The 23,650-nt window shown below is 39.8% G+C and carries 24 protein-coding genes and 2 riboswitches; of the genes, 6 read left to right on the forward strand and 18 right to left on the reverse strand.

The annotated features are described in order from the left end of the window. Nucleotides 1–14 precede the first annotated feature (14 nt). The 13 genes from ribH to BLP92_RS03455 all read right to left on the reverse strand — a co-directional run bounded on the left by ribH (nt 15) and on the right by BLP92_RS03455 (nt 12,966). The gene (gene ribH / locus BLP92_RS03395; RefSeq protein ID WP_090840573.1) at nt 15–482 is read right to left on the reverse strand and encodes a 6,7-dimethyl-8-ribityllumazine synthase; all 468 of its coding nucleotides are present in this window, start codon (nt 480–482) and stop codon (nt 15–17) included. 22 nt (nt 483–504) lie between these two features. Then, entirely contained in the window at nt 505–1,704 is a 1,200-nt protein-coding gene (locus tag BLP92_RS03400) for a bifunctional 3,4-dihydroxy-2-butanone-4-phosphate synthase/GTP cyclohydrolase II (protein ID WP_090840575.1), read from the reverse strand. A 30-nt stretch (nt 1,705–1,734) separates the two neighbouring features. Beyond that, nucleotides 1,735–2,385, reverse strand: a complete 651-nt coding sequence (gene ribE / locus BLP92_RS03405) for a riboflavin synthase (protein ID WP_090841079.1) — start codon at nt 2,383–2,385, stop codon at nt 1,735–1,737. Nucleotides 2,386–2,390: 5 nt separating this feature from the next. Then, nucleotides 2,391–3,470: a bifunctional diaminohydroxyphosphoribosylaminopyrimidine deaminase/5-amino-6-(5-phosphoribosylamino)uracil reductase RibD gene (gene ribD / locus BLP92_RS03410; protein ID WP_090840577.1), complete on the reverse strand. Its 1,080-nt coding sequence runs from the start codon at nt 3,468–3,470 to the stop codon at nt 2,391–2,393. 150 nt (nt 3,471–3,620) lie between these two features. Next, a riboswitch (FMN riboswitch) is annotated at nt 3,621–3,767 on the reverse strand. A gap of 107 nt (nt 3,768–3,874) precedes the next feature. Next, on the reverse strand, nt 3,875–4,309 hold the full coding sequence (locus BLP92_RS03415; RefSeq protein ID WP_090840579.1) for a peptidylprolyl isomerase: 435 nt from the start codon (nt 4,307–4,309) through the stop codon (nt 3,875–3,877). A 261-nt stretch (nt 4,310–4,570) separates the two neighbouring features. After that, the gene (gene lysA / locus BLP92_RS03420) at nt 4,571–5,899 is read right to left on the reverse strand and encodes a diaminopimelate decarboxylase (RefSeq protein ID WP_090840581.1); all 1,329 of its coding nucleotides are present in this window, start codon (nt 5,897–5,899) and stop codon (nt 4,571–4,573) included. Between the two features lie 87 nt (nt 5,900–5,986). Continuing rightward, nucleotides 5,987–6,160: riboswitch (Lysine riboswitch) on the reverse strand. Between the two features lie 72 nt (nt 6,161–6,232). Beyond that, a complete protein-coding gene (locus BLP92_RS03425; RefSeq protein ID WP_090840583.1) occupies nt 6,233–7,534 on the reverse strand; it encodes a pyrimidine-nucleoside phosphorylase in 1,302 nt (433 codons plus the stop codon). 12 nt (nt 7,535–7,546) lie between these two features. Beyond that, the gene (locus BLP92_RS03430) at nt 7,547–8,383 is read right to left on the reverse strand and encodes a purine-nucleoside phosphorylase (RefSeq protein ID WP_090840585.1); all 837 of its coding nucleotides are present in this window, start codon (nt 8,381–8,383) and stop codon (nt 7,547–7,549) included. Nucleotides 8,384–8,395: 12 nt separating this feature from the next. After that, nucleotides 8,396–9,208 carry a purine-nucleoside phosphorylase gene (locus tag BLP92_RS03435; protein WP_090840587.1) on the reverse strand — a complete coding sequence of 271 codons (813 nt, stop codon included), beginning with the start codon at nt 9,206–9,208 and terminating at the stop codon, nt 8,396–8,398. 20 nt (nt 9,209–9,228) lie between these two features. After that, nucleotides 9,229–10,413, reverse strand: coding sequence for a phosphopentomutase (gene deoB, locus BLP92_RS03440; protein WP_090840589.1), 1,185 nt, complete (start codon nt 10,411–10,413; stop codon nt 9,229–9,231). 103 nt (nt 10,414–10,516) lie between these two features. Then, nucleotides 10,517–11,404, reverse strand: coding sequence for a site-specific tyrosine recombinase XerD (gene xerD / locus BLP92_RS03445; protein WP_090840591.1), 888 nt, complete (start codon nt 11,402–11,404; stop codon nt 10,517–10,519). 437 nt (nt 11,405–11,841) lie between these two features. After that, a complete protein-coding gene (gene fur / locus BLP92_RS03450) occupies nt 11,842–12,276 on the reverse strand; it encodes a ferric iron uptake transcriptional regulator (protein ID WP_090840593.1) in 435 nt (144 codons plus the stop codon). Nucleotides 12,277–12,420: 144 nt separating this feature from the next. Next, nucleotides 12,421–12,966, reverse strand: coding sequence for an NUDIX hydrolase (locus BLP92_RS03455; RefSeq protein WP_090840595.1), 546 nt, complete (start codon nt 12,964–12,966; stop codon nt 12,421–12,423). Nucleotides 12,967–13,074: 108 nt separating this feature from the next. Here BLP92_RS03455 and BLP92_RS03460 point away from each other — a divergent pair, with 108 nt between their 5' ends. Then, nucleotides 13,075–13,989, forward strand: coding sequence for an aldo/keto reductase (locus tag BLP92_RS03460; RefSeq protein ID WP_090840597.1), 915 nt, complete (start codon nt 13,075–13,077; stop codon nt 13,987–13,989). Between the two features lie 96 nt (nt 13,990–14,085). Here BLP92_RS03460 and BLP92_RS03465 read toward each other — a convergent pair whose 3' ends face one another. Next, entirely contained in the window at nt 14,086–14,730 is a 645-nt protein-coding gene (locus BLP92_RS03465; protein ID WP_090840599.1) for a TlpA disulfide reductase family protein, read from the reverse strand. A gap of 180 nt (nt 14,731–14,910) precedes the next feature. Here BLP92_RS03465 and BLP92_RS03470 point away from each other — a divergent pair, with 180 nt between their 5' ends. Continuing rightward, entirely contained in the window at nt 14,911–15,741 is an 831-nt protein-coding gene (locus BLP92_RS03470) for an undecaprenyl-diphosphate phosphatase (RefSeq protein WP_090840600.1), read from the forward strand. 47 nt (nt 15,742–15,788) lie between these two features. Here the strand turns inward: BLP92_RS03470 and BLP92_RS03475 are convergent, their stop codons facing one another. The 3 genes from BLP92_RS03475 to BLP92_RS03485 all read right to left on the reverse strand — a co-directional run bounded on the left by BLP92_RS03475 (nt 15,789) and on the right by BLP92_RS03485 (nt 18,028). Further along, entirely contained in the window at nt 15,789–16,313 is a 525-nt protein-coding gene (locus BLP92_RS03475; protein ID WP_090840602.1) for a PTS sugar transporter subunit IIA, read from the reverse strand. Between the two features lie 120 nt (nt 16,314–16,433). Further along, nucleotides 16,434–17,309, reverse strand: a complete 876-nt coding sequence (locus tag BLP92_RS03480) for a Cof-type HAD-IIB family hydrolase (protein WP_090840604.1) — start codon at nt 17,307–17,309, stop codon at nt 16,434–16,436. Between the two features lie 11 nt (nt 17,310–17,320). Continuing rightward, nucleotides 17,321–18,028, reverse strand: a complete 708-nt coding sequence (locus BLP92_RS03485; RefSeq protein WP_090840606.1) for an SDR family NAD(P)-dependent oxidoreductase — start codon at nt 18,026–18,028, stop codon at nt 17,321–17,323. A 278-nt stretch (nt 18,029–18,306) separates the two neighbouring features. On the opposite strand from BLP92_RS03485, the gene BLP92_RS03490 reads away from it, so the two are divergent. Genes BLP92_RS03490 through BLP92_RS03505 form a run of 4 tightly spaced genes read left to right on the forward strand, consistent with a single transcriptional unit; the run spans nt 18,307 to nt 22,368 of the window. Then, a complete protein-coding gene (locus BLP92_RS03490) occupies nt 18,307–19,089 on the forward strand; it encodes a carotenoid biosynthesis protein (RefSeq protein WP_090840608.1) in 783 nt (260 codons plus the stop codon). Then, nucleotides 19,089–19,808 carry a lysophospholipid acyltransferase family protein gene (locus BLP92_RS03495; protein ID WP_090840610.1) on the forward strand — a complete coding sequence of 240 codons (720 nt, stop codon included), beginning with the start codon at nt 19,089–19,091 and terminating at the stop codon, nt 19,806–19,808. Before BLP92_RS03490 ends, BLP92_RS03495 begins: the two co-directional genes overlap by 1 nt. Further along, the gene (locus BLP92_RS03500; RefSeq protein ID WP_210184559.1) at nt 19,769–20,905 is read left to right on the forward strand and encodes a glycosyltransferase family 2 protein; all 1,137 of its coding nucleotides are present in this window, start codon (nt 19,769–19,771) and stop codon (nt 20,903–20,905) included. Before BLP92_RS03495 ends, BLP92_RS03500 begins: the two co-directional genes overlap by 40 nt. Further along, nucleotides 20,902–22,368 carry a phytoene desaturase family protein gene (locus BLP92_RS03505; RefSeq protein WP_342028370.1) on the forward strand — a complete coding sequence of 489 codons (1,467 nt, stop codon included), beginning with the start codon at nt 20,902–20,904 and terminating at the stop codon, nt 22,366–22,368. Before BLP92_RS03500 ends, BLP92_RS03505 begins: the two co-directional genes overlap by 4 nt. A 377-nt stretch (nt 22,369–22,745) precedes the next feature. Here the strand turns inward: BLP92_RS03505 and BLP92_RS03510 are convergent, their stop codons facing one another. After that, the gene (locus tag BLP92_RS03510) at nt 22,746–23,588 is read right to left on the reverse strand and encodes a phytoene/squalene synthase family protein (RefSeq protein WP_090840614.1); all 843 of its coding nucleotides are present in this window, start codon (nt 23,586–23,588) and stop codon (nt 22,746–22,748) included. Nucleotides 23,589–23,650 lie beyond the last annotated feature (62 nt).

Here is a 23,650-nt window from a genome sequence, read left to right on the forward strand (position 1 = left end):
TTTTATAATACTTCTTAAGAAAACTGCTTATTTAAATTAGCCATTTCAATAGCAGCAACAGCGGAATCCCAGCCTTTATTTCCTGCTTTCGTACCCGCTCGCTCAATTGCCTGTTCAATCGTGTTGGTAGTTACCACTCCGAAAATAACAGGAATACCGGTGGACAGTCCTGCCTGGGAAACTCCTTTAGCTGCTTCTCCACATACATAGTCAAAGTGAGGAGTTGCTCCCCTTATAACGGTACCAAGCGTTACAACAGCATCATACTCTCCAGTTTCAGCCATTTTTTTAGCTATAAAAGGTATTTCATAAGCTCCAGGAACCCATGCAATATCCACGTTTTCATCACTTACGCCGTGACGGCGGCAGGCATCTTCAGCTCCCGCTAATAATTTACTCGTAATAAAATCGTTAAATCTTCCTACTACAATTCCTATTTTTAAATCCGTACCTGACAAAATTCCTTCAAAAGTTTTCCCCATTGAATAACAGCTCCTTCTTAATTTACAAGTGCAACATGTGTCCCAGCTTGTCTTTTTTAGTTTTCAAATATTTTTCGTTGTTCATAGAATGCGGCAACTGGATTGGCAGTCTTTCTACCACTTCGAGATCATACCCTTTTAATCCTGTAATTTTGCGAGGGTTATTTGTTAATAACCTCATTTTACGAATTCCAAGATCCCTCAAAATTTGCGCTCCGATCCCATAATCTCTTAAATCAGGACCAAATCCTAATTTTTCATTTGCTTCTACAGTATCAAGGCCTTCCTCCTGCAGCTTATATGCCCGCATTTTATTTAAAAGACCAATTCCTCTGCCTTCCTGCCTCATGTAAAGTATAACCCCGGAACCATGCTGTTCGATCTGCGCAAGGGCTGCATGCAGCTGAGGGCCACAGTCACAGCGTCTTGAGCCAAACACATCCCCAGTCAGACATTCAGAATGCACACGCACCATAGTAGGTTTGTTGCCCCCGATTTCTCCTTTAACAATAGCGATGTGTTCTTTTCCATCCACTACATTTGAATACCCAATTGCTTTAAATTCTCCATAATCCGTAGGCAGCTTGATCTCAATTTCCCGCTGGACCAGTTTATCTTTACGGTTACGGTATTGAATCAAGTCTTTAATAGTTACCATTTTCAGCTCATGCCTGTCTGCTATTTTCCGCAGTTCAGGAACCCTTGCCATCGTACCGTCTTCATTCATAATTTCACAAATTACTCCAGCCGGGGATGCCCCCGCCATTTTTGCCAGATCTACAGCAGCTTCCGTATGGCCCGCCCGGCGCAGGACTCCTCCATCTTTTGCTACAAGCGGGAAAATATGACCCGGCCGCTGAAAATCTGCAGGTTTTGTATTTTCATTAATCAGCGCTTCTACAGTAAGCGCTCTTTCCGGAGCAGAAATACCAGTAGTAGTATGTTTATGATCTACACTTACAGTAAAAGCTGTACCGTGGGGATCGGAGTTTCTGTCCACCATAGGTACTAAATTTAATTTAGCAGCCCTTTCTTCAGTAATAGGCGCACAGATCAGTCCTCTTCCGTGGGTAGCCATAAAATTTATCACTTCAGGTGTAGTCTTTTCTGCCAGAGAAATAAAGTCTCCTTCATTTTCCCTGTCTTCATCATCACATACGATCACAACTTCTCCTTGTGCCAATGCATATATAGCATCTTCAATCGGGTCAAATAAACTCATATCTGCCTGCCTCCCCTTTCTCTACTCCTTCTAAAAGCCGTGATTCTTCAAAAATTCTTCTGACATTGTTTCAGGTGAATTTTCTGACTGAAATCTCTGCAGAAGCAATTCTTCCACGTATTTAGCGAGCATATCACATTCCACATTCACTATATCTCCTGCTTCTTTTTGTCCTATCACCGTCTCTTCAAGTGTATGGGGGATAATAGAAATAGTAAAAGAGTTATCTGTCAAACCAAACACCGTTAAGCTTGTGCCATCTACTGATACGCTGCCTTTCATCGTAAAATATTTACGCAGTTCCAAAGGTATTTCAATAGTATAATAAACTGCATTATGATCAGATTCCTTAGACCGTATCTTGCCCACTCCATCTACATGGCCGCTTACAAAATGTCCGCCAAATCTACCGCCTGCAGCCATCGCTCTCTCCAGATTGACTTGAGAACCTTCCTTAATATTTCTCAGACTCGTTCCTCTGACTGTTTCCGGCATCAAATCGACTGTAAAATATTCTGCTGTATAAGACGTAACGGTCAAGCACACCCCGTTTACAGAAATACTATCGCCAAGCTTTACATCTTTTAAAATAGTCGGAGCTTCTACTGACAAAACAATTGCTTCTCCCGTTTGTTGCATAGAGAGAACCTTTCCTTTTTCTTCAATAATACCTGTAAACATATGCTTCATTCCTTTCGATAATACACGTGCTTCATGTCATCTCCCAAAATTTCGGTCGCTGCAAGATTATATCTCGGAACTTCAGCCAACCTGGAAAGTCCCTGCCCGCTCACAGCTTGAGGAGCACTATTTCCTCCTATTAGCAACGGTGCAGAATAATGGACAATTTCATTCAGTATTCCAGCACGCAGAAAGCTGTCATGGATCGTTCCCCCGCCTTCTACTAATAAAGAAGTTATTTCTGCTTCACCAAGCTTTATAAGAACTTCTTCTACCGGGACCCTGAATCCAGGTACTACAGTCAACTTCACACCCGCAGCCCTAATTTCCTCTACTTTTTCCGTATCAGCCTGCTCTGTAGTAAAGATCCATGTTTCTCCCCCATCTTTAATAACAGTAGCTTCTTTAGAAACTCTCAGTCTCGAATCCAGCACAATTCTCAGAGGGTTTTTACCTCCCTGAGGAAGTCTCGTTGTTAACGAAGGGTTATCGGCCAGTACAGTTTCAATACCGACAAGTATTGCATCATGAAGATGTCTCAGTTTGTGCCCGTCTAATCTGGCTGCTGTTCCTGTAATCCACTGACTTTCTCCATCTACTGTAGCGATTTTACCATCAATGCTTGTAGCCATCTTTAAAGTAACATATGGTTTTTTGTTCACAGCATAATGAAAGAAGATGCGATTTAAGCTGTCCGCTTCTTCCTTCATTACACCAGTAACAACTTCAATCCCTGCATTCTGCAGCTTTTGGATTCCCTTTCCTGCAACACGCGAGTCAGGATCAACTGAACCAATATATACTTTTTTTATTCCTGCTTCCACCACTGCATCTGCACATGGCGGAGTTCTGCCTGTATGAGAACATGGCTCCAGCGTCACATACATTTCCGCACCTGCGGCTTTTTCGCCTGCCATAGCCAATGCGTGCCGTTCTGCATGCTTTTCACCTGCTTTTAGGTGCGCCCCCATGCCAATAACTTCACCTTGTTTTACAATCACACACCCGACCAGAGGATTCGGAGAGGTCTGTCCAGCTGCAGCACCTGCTAATTCAATAGCTAATTTCATATAGGTCTCATTCATATTCTTCGATCCCCCACGTTTAAAATACAAAAAGCCCTGAATGAATATCAATCCATTCAGGGCATAAGTACAGAATTTTGTACTTCAAATTAAGCGGAGTGATTCAGGAAAAAAAAGACATACCTCTAGACTTCCCGAATTTCCGCTTAAAAATTCCTTCTCCCATCCAGACTTTAACTGTCGGCTTTGGAGTTTCACCAAATCCACCGTCTATTAAAAATAGCCGGGTCACGGACTAAAAAGAGTTTCCTCTTTATCACCGCCGGTTAGGAATTTCACCTGACCCCGAAGGAACCGCACCATCTTAACAAAATGCTGCGTTTTATTTAGTTTTATTGAGATTCTTACAAACTACTATACCACTAACAAAATGAAAGAGGCAAGAATTTACGCTTTTATGAGAATTATACCTCGTAAACTTTTACTTCCTGCATCGTATCATTCGGCTTAATACGCTCCAGTGTATCCAGACCTTCAGTAATTTGACCGAATACTGTATGAACTCCATCTAAATGGGGTTGAGCTTCAAGCACAAGGAAAAATTGGCTGCCGCCTGTATCTTTGCCGGCATGCGCCATAGAAAGACTTCCTTTCTGGTGCTTGTGTGGATTATTATCTGTTTCACATTTAATTGTATATCCTGGGCCACCTGTGCCTGTTCCGTTTGGGCATCCTCCCTGAGCAACAAATCCTGGAATGACACGGTGAAAAGTCAGTCCGTTATAAAAACCGTCATTTGCAAGTTTTTCAAAATTTTCTACTGTTCCAGGTGCGTCTTCCTGGAAAAACTCAATTTCGATTACTTCGCCGTTCTCAAATTTAATTTCGCCTTTTTTCATATGTAAAACCTCCAAAAGTTTAATTTATTTGTAACATATTCATTCTAGCAGAACCCGCTTCCTCATGCCATATATAATACTTGAACTAAACTATAGTTATTTTTGAAGATGTAATTTAAGGTCTTCCAAATAATCATGCCGCTTGCCCACCCATAATTAAAAGGCACGGATGAAAGCAAAAAGCTTATCATCCGTGCCTTATTAAATAACAAATTAGTCTTCAATTATAAACTGTTTAAAGGAATGTATTTTACTTTAAAGTTAAATCGGATCAACTGCACGAATTTGTGAATAGCTCTTTTCCCTGCGTGTCAAATCAGAGAGTACTTCCCTTTCAATAACACATTCATGTCTGCCATTCTCTACAAATACAACTGCAGGTCTTAAAATACGATTATAATTATTCGCCATGGAGTATCCATACGCTCCTGTAGAAAAAACTGCAAGTATATCCCCCTGAGTTACTTTCGGGAGCAATAAATCCCATATAAGCATGTCTCCGCTCTCACAGCATTTACCCGCTACAGAAACGGTCTCTTCCAGTGCCTCTGCTGCACGATTGGCAAGTACAGCAGTATATTCTGCCTGATAAAGCGCCGGCCGGATATTATCAGTCATACCCCCATCCACAGAAATATATGTTCTGACATCGGGAATGTCCTTTCTGGAGCCTATACTGTAAAGTGTAGTACCCGCTTCTCCTACAAGTGCTCTTCCCGGCTCAATCCAGACTTCCGGCACTGGACGATTCATGTTTTCTGCTTCATCTTTAGCAGCTTCCACCATTCTGTCTATATACACATGAAGAGGAAGCGGTTCATCACCTGCTGCATAGCGAATTCCAAAGCCGCCGCCGACATTTAAAACTTTTGGATAATAATTAAACTCTGTATCCCATTTTTTGATAGAGCGGTAAATTTCTTTTACTGCCTCTTCAAAGCCCTCTGCTCTGAAGATCTGGGAACCTATATGAGAATGCACTCCCTGCAGTTTTAAATAGTCATGCGCGAGAATTGTTTTAATTGCTTTATCCGCCTGACCGCTGTTTAAATCAAAACCAAATTTAGAGTCCTCCTGGCCTGTAGAAATATATTCATGAGTGTGCGCCTCCACCCCGGGAGTGATACGGATTAAAACTTCCATTTCCGTTTTTTCCGTTTCGGTAAGGGCCATCAGCCAGCTCAGTTCAGTAAAGTTATCCACTACTATACAGCCGATTTTTTCTTTTACTGCCATTTCAAGTTCCTGCGGTGTTTTGTTATTACCATGAAAATGAATTCTTTCTGCAGGAAAACCAGCTTCCAGAGCTGTAAATAATTCTCCGTCAGAACACACATCAAGACTTAAGCCTAATTCGTCTGCAAGTTCCATCATTGCAATACAGCTGAATGCTTTCGATGCATAGGCAATTTGGTAATTCACCTGCTGCGCCCGGAAAGCTTCATGAAACTGCTCTGCGCGATCACGAATATCCTTTACATCATATACGAATAAAGGTGTGCCGTATTTTTCAGCAAGGGTGATAGTATCCACCCCTCCTATTTCCAGGTGGCCTTGTTCATTTATTATCTGTGTACCATACATACTCATATTAAAAACACTCCTTCTGTAAAAATCCCCAACAAAAAAGGAAATGAATGATGACAACCATTCATTTCCCGATTCATTTCCGAGTCGAAAAAAGATAGTTCTCCACAGTTACCCGTGACAGTGACACAATTATTCATTGTGCCCCCAGGAAAATAACTCAGGCAAGAAATTCTCCTTCGGCAGAACTACCTTTTTACTCCGATCTATACGCACCTGACGTTCCCGGAATATACTTATTAGTTCTGCACCTCTATCTCATATTCAATTAATTTGCTCAACCATAGCACATAGCAGATAATAAATCAAGCAGTACAAATTCACATGAAAAATTATTTAACGAATGACTTTATAAATCAATGGCAGATCATCAGGCTTTCCTGACGAAATTTCATAGGCCTGTAAAGCTTTTTCTGTGGAATCCTTCGGCTCTTCCTCTTCAGAATGCAGGACCAGAAGTGTCTCCCCTGCTTTTACATGATCTCCTATTTTTTTCTTTAAGGAGATTCCGACCCCGTGATTGATTTCGCTTTCTTTCGTAGCTCTGCCTGCCCCAAGATACATGGCTGCAACTCCGATAGAGGCTGCATCTATTGCATTCACATATCCTTCTTCCTGTGCCTTTACTTCAACAGCGTAAGGAGCTGAAGGAAGCAGAGATAAATCGTCTATCATAGCAACGTCTCCGCCCTGCGCAGCAACGAATGTTCTAAAAGCTTCAAACGCTTTTCCGTTATCAATATTCTCCTCGATTTGTTTATATGCTGCATCATAATCCGGGAATACTTTTGCAAGAACAGCCATATGGGCGGATAATTCTAAGGAAAGTTCTCGTAAATCATTCACTTTTGCCCCTTGTAATACTTCCACAGCTTCTCTGATTTCATTGGCATTTCCTACTTCATAACCAAGCGGCTGATTCATATCACTGATTACTGCAATTGTGTTTCTTCCCAGGTTTTTTCCGATAGCAACCATTTCCCGGGCCAGCGCTTCAGAATCTTCCAGTGTTTTCATGAAAGCACCTGATCCTGTTTTCACATCGAGCACGATACTGTCTGCGCCAGAAGCAATTTTTTTACTCATAATGGAGCCCGCGATTAATGGTATAGAATCAACAGTAGCAGTTACATCTCTGAGTGCATAAAGTTTTTTATCAGCCGGTGCTAAATTTCCTGTCTGGCCGGCTACAGCTAATTTATTTTTATTTACATTTGCAATAAATTCATCTTTGGTGATTTCAACATTAAACCCCGAAATGGACTCCAGTTTATCTATCGTTCCGCCTGTATGGCCCAGCCCGCGTCCGCTCATCTTTGCGACAGGAACTCCTACAGAAGCTACCATCGGCCCAACCAGGAAGCTTATTTTATCTCCTACACCGCCAGTAGAATGTTTATCCACCTTATGCCCCTGTATCGAAGACAGATCAATGGTTTCTCCTGAGTCTACCATAGCCTGCGTCAAAACTGCAGTTTCCTTATCTGACATACCCTGAAAATAAACTGCCATCATTAGAGCAGAAACCTGGTAGTCAGGTATGTCCCCTGTCGTATATCCATCAACAAAGTAACGAATCTCTTCTTCAGTTAAAGCATTCCCGTTTCTTTTCTTTTCTATAACATCCACCATGCGCATTTTTACGTCCTCCTATTTTACCAGTGCATTCCAGTCCCCTGCTGCCAGGACACTGCGCACGAGCTTTTTAAAAGCAGGTTTCGCTTTCGCGGCTACTTCCATTACTTCTTCATGGGTGATTCCATCAATTTCTTCTCCGACTGCCATGTCAGTAATACAGGAAATACCAAGGACCTGCATATCCATATGACGCGCAACGATTGTTTCAGGAACTGTAGACATACCCACTACATCAGCCCCGCACAAACGAAGCATTTTTAATTCCGCACCGGCCATATAAGTGGGTCCACTTACAGCTGTATATATTCCCTTCCGGACATTAAGGTTGATATCCGATGCGGAAGTTTCCGCAAGATGAATCAACTCCCTGCTGTAAGCCTGACTCATATCAGGAAACCTCTCACCTAAAGCATTATTATTTTCTCCAATAAGAGGATTTCCTCCAGTATTATTAATATGATCTGTAATAAGCATTAAATCTCCTGGAGCAAATTCTTTGTTCATACTTCCGCATGCATTCGTGACAATCAGACTCGTACATCCTGCTGCCTGCATTACGCGAACGGGAAAAGTAACTTCCGCCATAGAATATCCTTCGTAATAATGAAATCTTCCCTGCATCGCAAGGACAGGGACTCCCTCTAAAAACCCTGCCACGAGCTGTCCCTTATGGCCTTCGACCGTTGATACTGGAAAATGCGGGAGGCTCTCGTAAGGAAAAACTACTGGATTATCTATATCATCAGCCAATTCTCCTAACCCGGAGCCTAAAATAAGTGCTGCTGCAGGCTGGAAATCCAGCTTACTCGTGATCGCTTCAGCAGCTTCTTTAATAAATGATTGCTGCATCAAAATATCCTCCTATAGTTTTTTAATGATTGATTTTACCAGCGTCAGAAAATCCTGCTTCACCAGTTCCGTAGTTTCCATGACTTCATCATGAGTTAATGGCTGATCTAAAATACCGGCTGCCATATTGGAGATGCAGGAGATTCCAAGTACTTCAATTTCACTGTGGCGTGCTACAATTACTTCAGGTACTGTAGACATTCCAACCGCGTCTCCTCCCATTTTTCTAAGCATACGGACTTCTGCCGGAGTTTCGTACGAAGGTCCAGTTGTCCCTACATAGACTCCCTTCTGCACAGTTACATTTTGCTCCTCAGCTGCACTCTCAGCCAGGTCTAATAATTCCCTGCTGTATGCATTCGACATATCTGGAAAACGCACTCCCTGAGAATCATCATTTTTTCCAATCAACGGATTTGTTCCAAATTGATTAATATGATCTTTTATCAGCATCAGGTTTCCCGCCTCAAAATTTTCATTAATTCCACCGGCTGCGTTTGTGACAATCAATTTTTCTACCCCAATTGCCTTCATTACCCGTACCGGCAATGTTACAAGAGACATGTCATAACCTTCGTAAAAATGAAACCTTCCCTGCATGGCAACTACAGTTTTTCCTTCTAATTCACCTATGACAAGCTGGCCTTTATGTCCAGCTACTGTGGATGACGGAAATCCTGGTATATCCTGGTATTTAATTACAGTGGGAGAAGTAATCTCCTCAGCGAGAACGCCCAACCCTGATCCTAAAATAAGACCTATCGTTGGTTTAGCTCCATTTAACTTAGATTCAATCGTATTTTTTGCTTCAATTAAAGAATTCATTTTATCGGCTCCTTTTGTGATTATTTTAAGTCTGCTAAAAAACTGGTACCATGCTGCGGAATTTTCACATTAAAGTTTTCTGCAATAGTAGCGCCAACGTCTGCAAAAGTTGCTCTAGTGTTTAATGAAGCTGGCTTCTGCAGTTTTTTGCTGTATGCTAGCAGGGGTACAAATTCCCTCGTGTGATCCGTTCCGTGATGGACCGGGTCATTTCCATGGTCGGCAGTGATAATTAGTAAATCATCTTCTCTTAACATTTCCATCACCTTTGGAAGACGGGCATCATATTCTTCTAAAGCTTTTCCATACCCAATAGGATCTCTGCGGTGTCCAAACTTCGCATCAAAGTCTACGAGATTCAGGAAGCTCAGCCCGGTGAAATCCATTTCCAGCGTTTCTTCCAGTTTGTCCATTCCGTCCATATTTGATTCAGTTCTCAGTGATTCAGTTACACCTTCCCCGTCAAAAATGTCGGAAATTTTTCCGATGGAAATGGAATCGAAACCACTGTCAGCGAGTTCATTCATCACGGTTCTCCCGAAAGGTTTTAATGCATAATCATGACGATTAGGAGTTCTTTCCCAATTGTTAGGCGTGCCTATAAAAGGCCGTGCAATAACACGTCCAATCATATAAGGATCTTCTAACGTCATTTCTCTTGCCATTTCACAGATTTCCCAAAGTTCTTTTGGAGGGATAACTTCTTCATGAGCTGCAATTTGCAGCACAGAGTCTGCAGATGTATATATAATCAGATCTCCTGTCTTTACATGTTCTTCTCCCAATTCATCTAAAATTTCCGTACCGGAAGCTGCTTTATTACCAAGCACTTTCCTTCCCGTTTTTTCTTCAATTTCATTGATAAGCGCTGGAGGAAAACCATCTGGAAAAGTTCGGAAAGGTTTGTCAATGTGAAGCCCCATGATCTCCCAGTGACCTGTCATTGTATCTTTTCCTGCGGACAGCTCGGCCATTTTCCCGAAATATGCCAATGGAGATATTGTTTCCTGTCCCCCCATATATTCCTTCACTTTTGTGAGACCCAGCTTATCCATATTAGGCATATGGAGTCCTTTCATTTTTTCAGCTATGTGACCGAGTGTGTCTGCCCCGTTGTCATTAAATTCAGCCGCATCAGGTGCTTCTCCTATTCCTACAGAATCCATTACGATAAGAAAAATTCTTTTAAAATTATGTGATGTCATTTTATTACCCCTCCGATAATTAGAATTTCTAGTATATTTCCCTCTCTAATGCTAACACTAACATGCATCGTTGTCTGAAGTCAGACTTCTTTTTATCCCCTTTTTAAGCACGGGGGTGAAATTTAGTGTAGACATCCTTCATACGCATTTTTGTTACATGTGTATAAATTTGAGTGGTGGAAATATCTGCATGCCCCAGCATTTCCTGTACAGCTCTCAGATCAGCACCATTTTCCAGTAAGTGTGTAGCAAATGAATGTCTGAGCATATGTGGCGTAAGTTCTTTTTCGATTTCAGCATCGTCAGCAAGCTTTTTAAGAATCTTCCAAAAACCCTGTCTCGATAAAGATCGACCATGATGGTTGACGAAAACAAATTCATGCTCCTTTTTAACAAGCTGAGATCTGCTTTCGTTTAAATATTTTTCCATAGCTTCCACTGCATGGTTGCCTAAAGGAATAATTCTTTCTTTATTTCCTTTCCCGAGACATTGCACAAAACCCATAGAAAGATGTAGGTCTGAAAGTTTAATGCTGCACAGCTCCGTAACCCTCATTCCAGTTGCATAAAGCAGTTCAAGCATTGCTTTATTTCTTCGGTCAAGCGGTGAATTGGAAGCCGGAAGCTCCAAAAGAGTATCCACTTCTTTCATGGACAGCACTTTAGGCAGCCTTCTTTCCAGTCTGGGTCTGTCAACATGAAGGGTTGGGTCTGCAGAAGTGAATTTTTCCCTCACTAAAAACTGGTGAAAAGAACGCACAGAGGACAGCATTCTGGATACTGAAGTCGAAGCACGCCCCAGATCATGAAGATAATGAAGAAACGCAAGCACATGCGCTTTGTTTACCTGCTCCCAATTTTTTAATAGCTCTACTTTCTGAAGATAATCCTGATACTTTTTCAAATCCCGGCGATATGCCTTGGATGAGTTTACTGCCAAGCCTTTTTCTACTACAAGAAAGTTCATATATTCTTCAATCTCGTTATTCAGCTGAACTCACCTCATTTTCCGGATTTCACGCTTTCAGCATACCATAATATGCACTAACGTGCATTAGCATTTGAAAAAATGTAATTTCATTAACTGATGGTAATATTGTCTTCACGTTAACAAAAATCGTTGTTATTATTAGTTTTTTTCTTAGGAGGAGAAGGTTAATTTTTTGCTTCGCGGATTCAATAGGGAGACTTCAAATGAATATGATGATAATTTCAAATCCTGTTATTAAATTCGAACTATTTTTAATTCACTGAACCAAATTTATTATCAGGTTTTCTGAAAATACAGAAAGTGCATTAAATAAATTCTACATAATGTCTGTTATATATTAGAAGGAACGAAAAGAAAGGAATAATGAATTCGAATCTTGCTATTAATTCCCACTAAAAAAAGGAGCTTTAAATAACCAGCTCCTTTCACAAACTATTTTATTTGCACCTGTGACATATCCCATGAAAAGTTAACCGATGATCTTTTATTTCAAAATTCCATCTTGTTTCAACTTCTTTTTCTACATCGTCCAGTAAATCTTCTTGAATTTCATCCACAGACCCACATTCCAGGCAGACTAGATGATGATGAAAATGTGCAGCTCCTTCTTGCCGTAAATCATACCGGGAAACACCGTCTCCAAAATTTATTTTATCAACTACTTTTAATTCAGTCAGTAATTCAAGTGTCCTATAGACGGTAGCCAGCCCAATTTCCGGATACTTTTCTTTTACGAGCATATATACATCCTCAGCACTTAAATGATCGTCCTCATGCTCAAGCAGCACTCTTACGGTTGCTTCACGCTGCGGTGTTAACTTGTAACTCTGGGAATGCAGCTGCTTTTTAATTCGATCTATACGTTGCTCCATAATATGTTTATCCCCCAATCGATGTATCACAAAGATACATTCATATGAAACAGGGAAAGCCCCTCTTCTTATTGTATTATAAGCTTGTTTAAAAATCACTGTCAAATGATAATGATTATCATGATAATTTAATAATTATTATAATTAAGCTTTGTTATACTGCTTCAATTCCCAATACTGAATGGCATAAATTGTTTTTGCGTCGTGAATCTCGCCGCTTCTAATTAATTTTTTTGCTTCCGTCAAAGTTACATCCATACGTTCTACAAACTCATCTTCGTCTGTATGCACTTCGCCCTGCCTTAAATTTTCAGCTTCATATACATACACAAGCTCATTGGCAAATCCCGGGCTGGTATAAAACGAATCACACTCTTTCAGTATCCCTGCAATAATTCCCGTTTCCTCTTCCAATTCCCTTTTCGCACAATCTTCAGGTTTTTCTCCTGCATCCAGTTTTCCGGCAGGGATTTCAATGATGGATTTCTTAAGTGCTTTTCTATATTGACGTACCATAACCATTTTATTCTCTCCAGTAATACAAATAACTGCGACTGCTCCGGGATGATTTACTATTTCTCTTTTGCTGTGTGAGCCGTTTGGCAGCACTACCTCCTGCAGTTCAAGGTCAATTATCTTCCCTTTATAAATTGATTCAGTTTTAATTGTTTCTTCATACAGTTTTTTCATTCCATCCACTCCTCATTTTATCTCTTTTCCAAGAATAGGCTATTCCTTGCGTTCCCGCAATCGTTTACGTAAAGTTGAATTTATATTGACGATTAGGAGGCGGTAAATATGCGTAAAAATCAGCTTGGATCTTCTGAACTTCAAGTTTCTGAAGTAGGATTTGGATGTATGTCACTTTCAGATGACCATCATGCAAATGAAGAAATTCTTCACCAGGCAGTCGATGGTGGAATTAATTATTTTGATACTGCAGATCTTTATCAGTTTGGCTTTAATGAAGAATCGGTCGGCAGAGCTTTAAAGGAAAAACGGAAAGATATCTATATTGCTACGAAAGGCGGTAATGAATGGGGAGAGGGTATTGACGGCTGGCGCTGGAACCCTTCTAAAAAATATATTAAAAACGCCTGTAAAAATTCTTTGGATCGTCTGCAGACTGATTATATAGATCTCTATCAGCTGCACGGAGGAACAATAGATGATCCGTTGGACGAAACAATTGAAGCACTGGAAGAGTTGAAAAAAGAAGGGCTAATCCGCTATTACGGAACTTCTTCCATCCGGCCGAATGTGATCAAACGATTTTCTTCCTCTTCTGAAATAGTCAGCAATATGATGCAGTTCAGTATTCTTGACCGGCGACCGGAAGAATGGCTGTCACTTCTGGAAAATGCAGATATATCTGTAATAGCAAGGGGACCGGTTGCGAAAGGCCTTTTAACAGACAGCTATCAGAAAAAAATAACCAGCGAAGGCTATCTTGACTATACTGAGGATGAATTGAAACAAACGATTCATACGTTAAAAACTATTGCCTCAGACGCCGGCATGAAACTCAGTACACTGGCACTCAGGTACGTGCTGGATCAAAAAACTACAGCTACTGCTGTGCAGGGGGCTAGAACAAAAGAACAGCTTCAATTAAATCTGGAGGCATCTGAAGTACCGTCTCTTTCTTCAGATATTATAGATGCTGTGAAGCAGGCTGCAAAGGCTTCAATTTACGAAAATCACCGAGAGTAGTTTTATGTAATTTCTGCAAAACGATCCCCTGATTAAATAAGGGTTCATCAGCGGTTCATATCATTTGAACCGCTGAATTTTTACCCAAAAAAGTTTTTATGTTCCTGCTTCATAGTTTTCTCTTATCTCCAGATAATTCTCTTCTAAAATGTCATAGCTTATATATCCCGGCCGATTCATAACTACTCTGCCTTCCGGATCTATAATATAAGTGGACGGCATAACATAAACGTCATATAAATTTTCCATAATTCCTTCCTCGTCCAGCAAGGTGTAAAAGGGAATATCAAAATCTTCTACAAATTGGGATACAACCTCCGTATTCCGCTCTGTAGCGGTCATATTAACACCGATCATCTCTAAATTATCGTCTTCATAATCATTATAAAATTTTACAAAATCCGGCATTTCATCTCTGCAGGGCGGACACCAAGTTGCCCACATATTTACTATCACGAAATTCCCTCTTAAATCTTTTAACGCTATTTCCTCATCCTTGTGCAAGTCAGGCAGCTGAAACTCGCGAGCCATCATACCAGGCGTCACCCCAGTTTCATCGATTTGCTCAAAACTTATCATTTCATTTTCTTCAGGCTGAGCCCTTTCAATTCCCTGCTGGTTCATATAAGCATTCAGGGCTTCACTGTTTTCTGCAGTATCACCCTGCTGCTCTTGATATATTACAAACACCCCTGCTGCGATTGCAGTTACTAGAAGCAGGATAGAAACAATTTTTTTCAATAGAATCACCTCTTTACTATCTAAAACAAACTAAAATAAAACACATTAGTAAATTATACTTTAAATTGCAGTTTAACAATACACCAGAAGTGAATATGTAACAAAAATAACATATCAATCTTTTTAATATCCTGCTACAATAAAACACGTATGAATTTTAAGGAGGAAAGGACGAATTTCATGTCACTGATTGAAGCAATAATATTTGGTATTGTCCAAGGTATTACGGAGTTTCTGCCTATTTCAAGTACTGCACATATCGTTATCACCCAGCTTGTATTCGGTTATTCGTTTCCAGGACTGTCTTTTGAAATATTTTTACATATAGCATCTGTATTAGCAGTTACTATTTATTTTTGGAAGGATCTCCAAAAAGTATTTGTTGGATTTTTTCGTTTTATTTCCAGGAGGTCCTCCTCTGATAAGCCAATGTTCTTTTTCGGTATCTACATTTTAACAGCTACTTTCATTACAGGAATACTAGGATTTTTCCTCTCAGATTTTATGGGAGATGCAATTAAAACACCTGGCATTATTGCAGCTGCTTTAACACTGACAGGATTTGCTCTCATTTTTATTGAGAGATTTCATCGGACCGGGCCGAAAACCGAAGCTACTATGACAGCAAAAGATTCTGTAATTATTGGTTTAGGACAGACGCTTGCAGTCTTTCCTGGTATCTCTCGTTCTGGAGCTACATTGGTTGTTTCTCTGTTGTGCGGCTTAAACCGTGAAACTGCAGTACGTTACTCTTTTCTTCTTGCGATCCCTGTTATTTTAGGGTCGACAGTTCTTGGAGTCAGAGATTTCACTCCTGAAATGGTTGAATACATTGGAGTACTTAATTTAATAGTTTCCTTTATTATTACTTTTATATTTTCAATTTTGGGGATTATCTGGCTGATTGACTTCTTGAAAAAAAGTAAGCTTATCTATTTTGCCATTTACTGCTTTGCGTTGGCTGCTTTTGTGTTATTTTATATTGATCCGAATACTGTCATGGATATTTAAAAAAAAGCCCTTTTCTCACTAAGAGAAAAGGGCTTTTTTATGCAAGTTTACTGTTTCGTAGTAATTGTTAAAATTGTGGTTTCACCTGCAGTTACCTGCTGGCCTTCGACTTTATCTATGGTAGAAACTATATCGCCATTTGTTACAATTACCGGGGTAATCGTACTTTCGGCTTTTTCATTTACCATATCCATATCAAACTCAATCAGCTTATCCCCAACAGCTACTCTGTCTCCTTCTTTCACGAAAGCTTTAAAACCTTCTCCCTGCATATTTACCGTTTCTATGCCGATATGAAGAAGGATCTCCACCCCGTTGACCGTTTTAATTCCAACAGCATGCTTTGTAGGAAATAACTGCATTACTTCTCCTGTAATAGGTGCAACAATTGTGCCGGAAGTAGGTTTCACTGCCACTCCATCCCCCATCATCTTTTCGGCAAATGTAGGATCCGGAACCTCTGAAAGAGGTACAACCTCTCCATTTACAGGACTCACTAATATATCTTTTCCATCAGCTTCAGGCATTTCTACATCTTGTTTTTTTTCCTTGCCAAATAATTTTTTAAACATAATAATCTCCTTTCTCTTACTGCGTTATAAAATACATTATACTTTTAAATTTTTGTGGATTTTCAGCATGGCAGGCTGCACTCTTAGTCGTGCTAGGAATACTTTTCCCTTGAAAAAAATTTATAAACTTTTCTTTTCAGGAACGAGGACCTTCTCGATTACTTTTGCCACGCCAGATTCGTTATTGCTGCTTGTAAGACTTCCTGCCGCTTCTTTTACGCTTTCCACTGCGTTTTCCATTGCTGCAGAAAAAGCAGCTTCCTGAAACATTGATAAATCATTTTCATTATCTCCAATTGCCAAAGTATAGGCAATATCAATATTATAATGATCTGCCAATGTCCGGAGTCCCCTTCCTTTTGTCGCTTTTTCATAATTAATTTCCAAGTTTTCCATTGCAGAAGAAGTGATAATTAATGGCAGATCAGCGAGCTCGTATCTAACTTTGTTTCTTACAGTCAATTCTGCTGAAAAAGCTAGTATTTTGAGAATTCTTGTTCTTTCTTCAAGGAGCGCCTGAAAACTATCAATAACTTTAATTGCTCCTTCTTCAAAACGCTGTTCTGCTAAATAATGGGCTTCTTCTAAAGTATATTGCGACCCTTTCCCTGTTAAAACATCTATCACAAGATTTAAACCTTGCTGTTTATTAACTGTAAATGCTCCTTTATTCGTATACACTTCATAATAAACATTCTGATTTTCCAACTCTTCAGTAATAGTCCTGAATAAAGTTTCTTCAATCCCTTTTTCGGCCAGCAGTTCCCCATCCTCCAGATAGACTTCAGCCCCGTTGGTACCGATAATAGGCAAGCTTAATCCGGCTTTCTTTAGTGGATGTGAAGCTTCTGCATAATCTCTTCCTGTCGCAGCACACACAATGATTCCCGCTCGCTGTGCCGCTTTAATCATTTGAATATTTTCTTCAGAAATTTCTCTTCTGCTGTTTAACAAAGTGCCGTCCATATCAGTTGCAATTAATTTTACTGAGTTCATTAATTTCTCCTTCAGTCATACCTCATATTTTTTGTCATCCCGCCATCTAATTGAATATCTTCACCATTTAAAAAAGCATTTTCTTTTTGCGCTATAAACATACATAACGAAGCTACATCTTCCGGTCTGCCAACTCTTTTCGACCAGTGCATATCATGATAATAATCATCTAATGGCTCTTCTGTTGTATGGATCCACCCGGGGCTTATTGCATTTACCGTGATCTTCTTTGCAGCAAGACTTGCAGCCAGCGCATGCGTTAGTGCTGTGATACCGCCTTTGGAAGCTGCGTATGCTTCACTTCCCGGTTCTGACATTGCTGCTCTTGTGGAAGCTATATTAATTATAGCCCCATTATTCATTATTTTAGAGGCATATTTACTCATAAGCATCACGCTTCTCAGGTTTGAGTTAATCACGTGATCCCACTCTTCGATCGTAAGTTCATCAAAATTTCTAAATGCTGAAATTCCTGCGTTATTAATTAACACATCAATTTGAGAAGCATGTTCAGAAATGTCAGAAAAAGTACGGTTGATTTGTTCAGGTACTGCGAGGTCCGCCTGAATAAAAAAAGCATTAGTTCCTAATGCAGCAGCAGTTTTTTCTCCTGCTGCATCTTTATCTACAAGAAAAACTCTATCTTCGTTTTCCACAAATCTTCTTGCTATACTTTTTCCTATTCCATTCGCCGCTCCCGTTACAATAACATTTCTCATTATTAACCTCCTGCTTTCCACACTTAATAAAGCACGCTTCACTCGCTTTAAAAAATTCTGTTAGGTATAATTAATTCAAGATCCATAAAAAGATTCTTATTAAAATCTAATGATGGCAAACTCTAATAAGTTTATCAAGTAAATTGAACAGCCCCAAACATAAATTGCTCAGCAGCGTGGCTGGAAAAAAGAATACTGCTGAAACTGTATGACAAAAAACCTTCATAGGGAAATTAATCTATTTCATTTAATATTTTACTTTAGAAGAGGGATACATTATGCCAGCGAAATTCGACCTTTATATTTACAGATTTTTTCTTGTATGGTATGCAATAGGCGTAGTCCTGTTGACATTTGACCTTGTACCACCGTGGCTGGAATGGGCAAATGTAGTTTTCCTGGTCACATCCGGTTTTCTTGGAATGATTTATTTTTACCGCAGCCAGTCCCGCATTCTCGGTATAATGGTTGTTATTTTCATTTTTGTGCTCTCTATTGCTATCGAAAGTTTCGGGGTACATACAGGATTATTTTTTGGAGAGTACAGTTATCAGGCTGATTTCGGTCCAAAAGTGATAGGGGTCCCGGTTACTATTGGGTTTGCCTGGGTTATGGTGATCGCCACTTCCCACGTACTTGCTGCTCCTTTAGTTAATATTGTCCACCATTTCAGCAGGATTATTTATTCTGTTTATGGAGCTTTCATTGCTGTTTCCCTGGATTTGATCCTTGACCCGGTAGCGTTTGAAGTAAAACAGTACTGGGTTTGGCACGAAGGTGGATTTTATTATGATATTCCATTCAGTAATTTCTTAGGCTGGTTTATTCTTTCTTTTGTCCTGCACTTTATTATTTCACTTGTATTTTTCCGCAGAGGAGAATGGAGAAATTTACAGCACTCTTTCTGGAAAGAAAAAATGTTATATCTGTACGGAATGATGGTAGTCATGTTTGTGATTATTGCAGCAGTAAATGGTCTTATACTCGCTCCTGTAATCGTAATATTTCTAACTGCTGTATTTTATGTTATTTATAATAAATTACAAAGGAAGTATAGATAATGATACAGGCTTCAGATAATGAAACTTTTAAACTTATTTTCCATAATTATAATAAGCATCTGATCCGCCGTAATTTTCACGGAATTTATTTAACAAAGAACTCTAATCCCCTTCCTGCCAAGGGGTCCATAGTCCTTATAAATCACAGCTCGTGGTGGGATCCATTAATTTTATTCTATTTAAATCAAAGTATCTGGAAAAAAAATGCGCTTGCGATGATGAGTGAAGATGGATTGGCCAGATTTCCTTTTTTTAAAAAAATAGGGGCGTTTTCCATTAATCCCAATTCTCCCCGCTCTATAGTAGAATCACTTGATTACGCCGCAGCACAGCTTCGGGCAGGAAAGCATATTTTTCTTTTTCCGCAGGGCAATGAATTTCCTCTTGATAAAAGACCCTTGCAATTTTTTTCCGGGGCGGGCCATTTGAAATACCAGGTGCCTACTGCCCCTGTAATACCAATCTCCTTTTATCACGGACTTTTTCATCATTCCAAACCTGAATGGTTCATTCATATTGGAGCCCCGGTTTCCGGAGCCCCTTCATGGAACCGAAAAAAATGGACGAAACAAATGGAAGATTATCATACGCAGGAGTTAAATTATCTTCGTGAGGATATAATTCAAGAAAATGATAATTTCGTTCCACTTCTTTCCGGATATCAGGATATCAGTACTCATTGGGAAAGGTTAAAAAGAAAGGCAGGCATATTGAAATGACTTTCTACCTCACCTTATTAGCTCTGCTTTTCGTGTGGACAATTTTTAATACCATCTCTCTGCCAGGTATGAAAAATCAGTTTATGCCTCAAACAGATGCGCCCCTGGTATCTGTACTCATTCCTTTAAGAGACGAAGAAAGAAATATTCCTGCTTTAATAAATTCCTTAAAAAATTTAAGTTATAACAATGTTGAATTTATATTTTTAAATGATAATTCCACTGATAATACTGATGCCTTACTAAAAGAATATATTGACGGCGATGCACGGATGAAAATAATTTCCGGGAAGAAACTGCCTGAGGGATGGGTTGGAAAAGTACACGCATGTTATCAGCTGGCTCAGTATGGCAGAGGGGAGTTTTTCCTGTTTTTAGATGCTGATGTAAGAGTAGATCCGATGGTAATTCAACGTTCTCTGGCCCTTTTCAAGAAAGGGACGGGGCTTATTACTGGTTTTCCTCACATTCCCTTAAAAAGCTTTCTCGGTCACCTGCTGGTTCCTATGCAGCACTTTTTTGTTTATGTCCATCTTCCTGTACTGCTCGCAAATAAAACGCTCTGGTCTAAAGCAACAGCTGCACATGGAGCATTTATGATGTTCCGTGCAGAAGCATATCACGCTATTGACGGACACAAGTCAGTAAAAAACTCACTCACTGAGGATATACATATTGCGAAAGAACTTAAGAAACACGGCTGGTACGTAAGTCTTGTAAATAATACAAACTTTGTTTCCTGCTATATGTATGAAACAAATAAAGAAGTATGGCACGGTTTTGCTAAAAATTTCTTCCCTGGACTGGGAAGAAGTCTTACAGCAGCCTTTGGTTTAACTGTAGTTTATATGGGGCTGTTTATTCTGCCGGCATTGATTGCTTTTATGGGTATCCTTTCTTTGAATCTTGTTTATTTTCTGCCCCTTCTGTTAACTTTCTCCATAAAACTAACGGTAGATGTGTTCTCAAATCAGAAACTTTACTTATTTCTGCTGTTTCCTCTTTCAGCTGCTGCAATGCTTGCAATGCTCGCTTATTCTGCCTATTTAGGTATTTCGAGAAAAGGTTTCGACTGGAAAGGAAGGAAGTATCAATGAATATTAAGCGTGCAGTAATAATTGGTGCAGGACTAGGAGGGCTCGCTGCGGCTATTACCCTTCAAAATAAAGGCTTTCAAACCACACTGATCGAAAAAAATAATCACACTGGAGGCAAACTGCATGAAGTTTGTTTAGGGTCTGCAAGCTTTGACTTTGGTCCGAATACAATTACAATGCCTCAAGTATTTAATGAGGTGGTAAGGCAGACCGGGGAAGAACCTGAAAATTTTTTCCAATTTCAAAAATTAACGAATCATACTACAAACTCTTTTAAAGACGGCTCTTCTTTTATGTTTTCATCTGATAACGAAAGAATGAAAGAAGAATTATTGTCTTTAGATGGGTATGCAGCGGATCACTTCTCCTCCTATTTAAAAGAAGTGAAAAAGCTTCATGACCTGGCACAGAATTACTTTCTGCGCAGAACTTTTAAAAGCTGGAAAGATTACTTATCCCTTCCCTTAACAAAAGGTCTTATTTCTTCCCGCCCACTGGAAACTCTGGATCATTTTCACCGGCGTTATTTTAAGGATGAACGTGTCATTTCTGCTTTTAACAGATACGCGACATACATCGGTTCCTCTCCTTATTCATCCCCTGCGACCTTCGGATTAATTGGTTATCTGGAACTGGGGCAAGGAGTGTTTTACACGAAAGGAGGAAACCATAAAATTGCTGAGGGACTTGAAAAGCTGGCTTTAAAAATAGGCGTAGATATCAGAACTGCTGAAGAAGCACAAGAAATAGCTGTATCCAAAAAAACAGCAACACTTGTAGTTACTGATAAAAGCAGCTATGAAGCAGATGTTGTGGTTTTAAACGGAGATCTGCTTACTCAATATCCGCGGCTCATAAAAGAAACAGACCGTCCTTCTTTATCGGACAAAAAAATCGATCATTTTGAGCCATCTGTGTCTGCTTCAGTAATGCTCGCAGCCACTAATAAAAGCTTTCCGCTGAACCATCATCATGTTTTTTTCGGAGAAGATCCGCGCAAAGAATTCACGAATATATTTGAAAAGGGCTTATTCTCTGATGATCCAACGATTTATATATGTACATCAGCAAAAACAGAGCCTGCACGTTCCCCTGAAGGAGATAATTTATTTATACTTGTGAATGCTCCTCCTCTTCATAAGAAAGATGCTTCTCCTTCGTTAAAAGAAGAAATTATATTCAATGTCTTAAAAAAGCATAAAATAGATATCTCCCCTTATCTCGAAGCAAAAAAAATGATACATCCAGAAGATATAAAAAATAAATTTCATGCTTTTCGCGGAGCGCTTTACGGTCTTTCTTCCAATGACCGTAAAAACACATTCCTCCGTCCGTATAACCGTTCAGCAGATATTAATAATTTATATTTTACAGGAGGAAGCACTCACCCGGGAGGCGGCTCTCCAATGGTTACTTTAAGCGGATTGAATGTTGGGAACCTTATCAGTAAAATCCACGGTTAAATGTGCAACATAAAAAAATAATACAGGAAGGATTTTGTTGTTTGGGGGCTCCACTGCTTATCAGCTTGTGTTCCCGAGGTGAGCGTAAGAGTTTTTATCCTATTAAAACCCCTATAAAAAGGGCGGCGAATGATCTGTTAGATCATTCGCCGCCCTTTTTGCAAGATAAAGAGTTCCCTCCGCGTTTCAAACTTACGCCACTATCATTGCAGCGTTTCTTTTTTACGCAGGCTTTCTGAACATCGCCCAGTCTTTATTTTGTTAATAAAAAAGCTTGTAATAGAAACAATTTTTTTCTTTTGATTTACACAGGGAAGAACGAATCGGAAACCAGCGGACGCCTGCGGAAAAGAGTAACTGCCATTAAGATTTGATATTTATTTTATCATTGCTAATCCATTTAAAATCGTTTTCTTTTCTTCTAACGAAACAAAAGCACGCTGCTGAAATACATCGTAATTATTCGCTCTGGCTGAATGCAGAATACGTTCATAGAAGTGTGCTGCTGCCTGCACTGGTACTCTGGATGGCAGAGGATATAAATGCATATCCTTTAGTGCCTCTCGGTAAAACCCTTCAGCACAGCCTGCCAGATCCTCCCAAAGATGAATAAATGCTTGATTTACTATTCCTGCCGACAGCATAGATTCTGTATAGCCATGCTTTTTCATTAATTCTTCAGGCAGATACCTCCTGCCTTTTTCATAATCTTCTCCGATGTCCCGGAGTATATTCGTAATCTGCATTGCGTAACCAAGTTTCACCGCGCTTTCCCGGAGTTCCTTTGTTTTATCGGGCGCTAAAATCGGCAGGAGCATAAGACCAACTGTACTGGCTACATGATAGGAATAATCTAATACTTCACTTAACGTTTTGTACTTAGAATGATTTAAATCCATTTTTTGTCCTTGAAGCATTTCATAAAAAGGCTGCAAGTCCATTGGATATTTCTTGAAAGTATCTTTTAAGGCAATCCATAAAGGATCCTCAGTAATAAGTTCCCCATCTGCAAATTGATTAAGCTGCGTTTGAAAGTCTTCCAGTGATATATTTTCACTCGACTCCTCATCCACAATATCATCAGCCTGCCTGCAAAAAGCATAAACGGCCCATACGGCCTGCCGCTTATGTTTCGGGAGATGGTGAAAAGCTTTTGCGAAAGTTTTTGAATTAGTTTCAATTATTCCCTTACAGTACTCATAAGCCTGCTGTACATGCATTGGCGTAACTCCTTTCTTCGGTTCGCCGCAAGATTTCAGTTTAAAAAAATAAAATACTTAAC

This window comes from Alkalicoccus daliensis (genome assembly GCF_900103955.1).
Lineage (GTDB): Bacteria > Bacillota > Bacilli > Bacillales > Salisediminibacteriaceae > Alkalicoccus > Alkalicoccus daliensis.

Excerpts from the sequence above, each read along its gene's own strand:
- BLP92_RS03475 (WP_090840602.1), bottom strand. The coding sequence starts at position 16,313 with ATGTTTAAAAAATTATTTGGCAAGGAAAAAAAACAAGATGTAGAAATG.
- BLP92_RS03480 (WP_090840604.1), bottom strand. The coding sequence starts at position 17,309 with ATGAACTCAGTAAAATTAATTGCAACTGATATGGACGGCACTTTGTTA.
- BLP92_RS03435 (WP_090840587.1), bottom strand. The coding sequence starts at position 9,208 with ATGAATTCTTTAATTGAAGCAAAAAATACGATTGAATCTAAGTTAAAT.
- BLP92_RS03495 (WP_090840610.1), top strand. The coding sequence starts at position 19,089 with ATGATACAGGCTTCAGATAATGAAACTTTTAAACTTATTTTCCATAAT.
- ribE (WP_090841079.1), bottom strand. The coding sequence starts at position 2,385 with ATGTTTACAGGTATTATTGAAGAAAAAGGAAAGGTTCTCTCTATGCAA.
- BLP92_RS03460 (WP_090840597.1), top strand. The coding sequence starts at position 13,075 with ATGCGTAAAAATCAGCTTGGATCTTCTGAACTTCAAGTTTCTGAAGTA.
- BLP92_RS03430 (WP_090840585.1), bottom strand. The coding sequence starts at position 8,383 with ATGCAGCAATCATTTATTAAAGAAGCTGCTGAAGCGATCACGAGTAAG.
- BLP92_RS03490 (WP_090840608.1), top strand. The coding sequence starts at position 18,307 with ATGCCAGCGAAATTCGACCTTTATATTTACAGATTTTTTCTTGTATGG.
- BLP92_RS03455 (WP_090840595.1), bottom strand. The coding sequence starts at position 12,966 with ATGAAAAAACTGTATGAAGAAACAATTAAAACTGAATCAATTTATAAA.
- BLP92_RS03470 (WP_090840600.1), top strand. The coding sequence starts at position 14,911 with ATGTCACTGATTGAAGCAATAATATTTGGTATTGTCCAAGGTATTACG.
- BLP92_RS03510 (WP_090840614.1), bottom strand. The coding sequence starts at position 23,588 with ATGCATGTACAGCAGGCTTATGAGTACTGTAAGGGAATAATTGAAACT.
- BLP92_RS03415 (WP_090840579.1), bottom strand. The coding sequence starts at position 4,309 with ATGAAAAAAGGCGAAATTAAATTTGAGAACGGCGAAGTAATCGAAATT.
- BLP92_RS03505 (WP_342028370.1), top strand. The coding sequence starts at position 20,902 with ATGAATATTAAGCGTGCAGTAATAATTGGTGCAGGACTAGGAGGGCTC.
- ribH (WP_090840573.1), bottom strand. The coding sequence starts at position 482 with ATGGGGAAAACTTTTGAAGGAATTTTGTCAGGTACGGATTTAAAAATA.
- deoB (WP_090840589.1), bottom strand. The coding sequence starts at position 10,413 with ATGACATCACATAATTTTAAAAGAATTTTTCTTATCGTAATGGATTCT.
- BLP92_RS03400 (WP_090840575.1), bottom strand. The coding sequence starts at position 1,704 with ATGAGTTTATTTGACCCGATTGAAGATGCTATATATGCATTGGCACAA.
- ribD (WP_090840577.1), bottom strand. The coding sequence starts at position 3,470 with ATGAATGAGACCTATATGAAATTAGCTATTGAATTAGCAGGTGCTGCA.
- fur (WP_090840593.1), bottom strand. The coding sequence starts at position 12,276 with ATGGAGCAACGTATAGATCGAATTAAAAAGCAGCTGCATTCCCAGAGT.
- BLP92_RS03485 (WP_090840606.1), bottom strand. The coding sequence starts at position 18,028 with ATGAGAAATGTTATTGTAACGGGAGCGGCGAATGGAATAGGAAAAAGT.
- BLP92_RS03425 (WP_090840583.1), bottom strand. The coding sequence starts at position 7,534 with ATGCGCATGGTGGATGTTATAGAAAAGAAAAGAAACGGGAATGCTTTA.
- lysA (WP_090840581.1), bottom strand. The coding sequence starts at position 5,899 with ATGAGTATGTATGGTACACAGATAATAAATGAACAAGGCCACCTGGAA.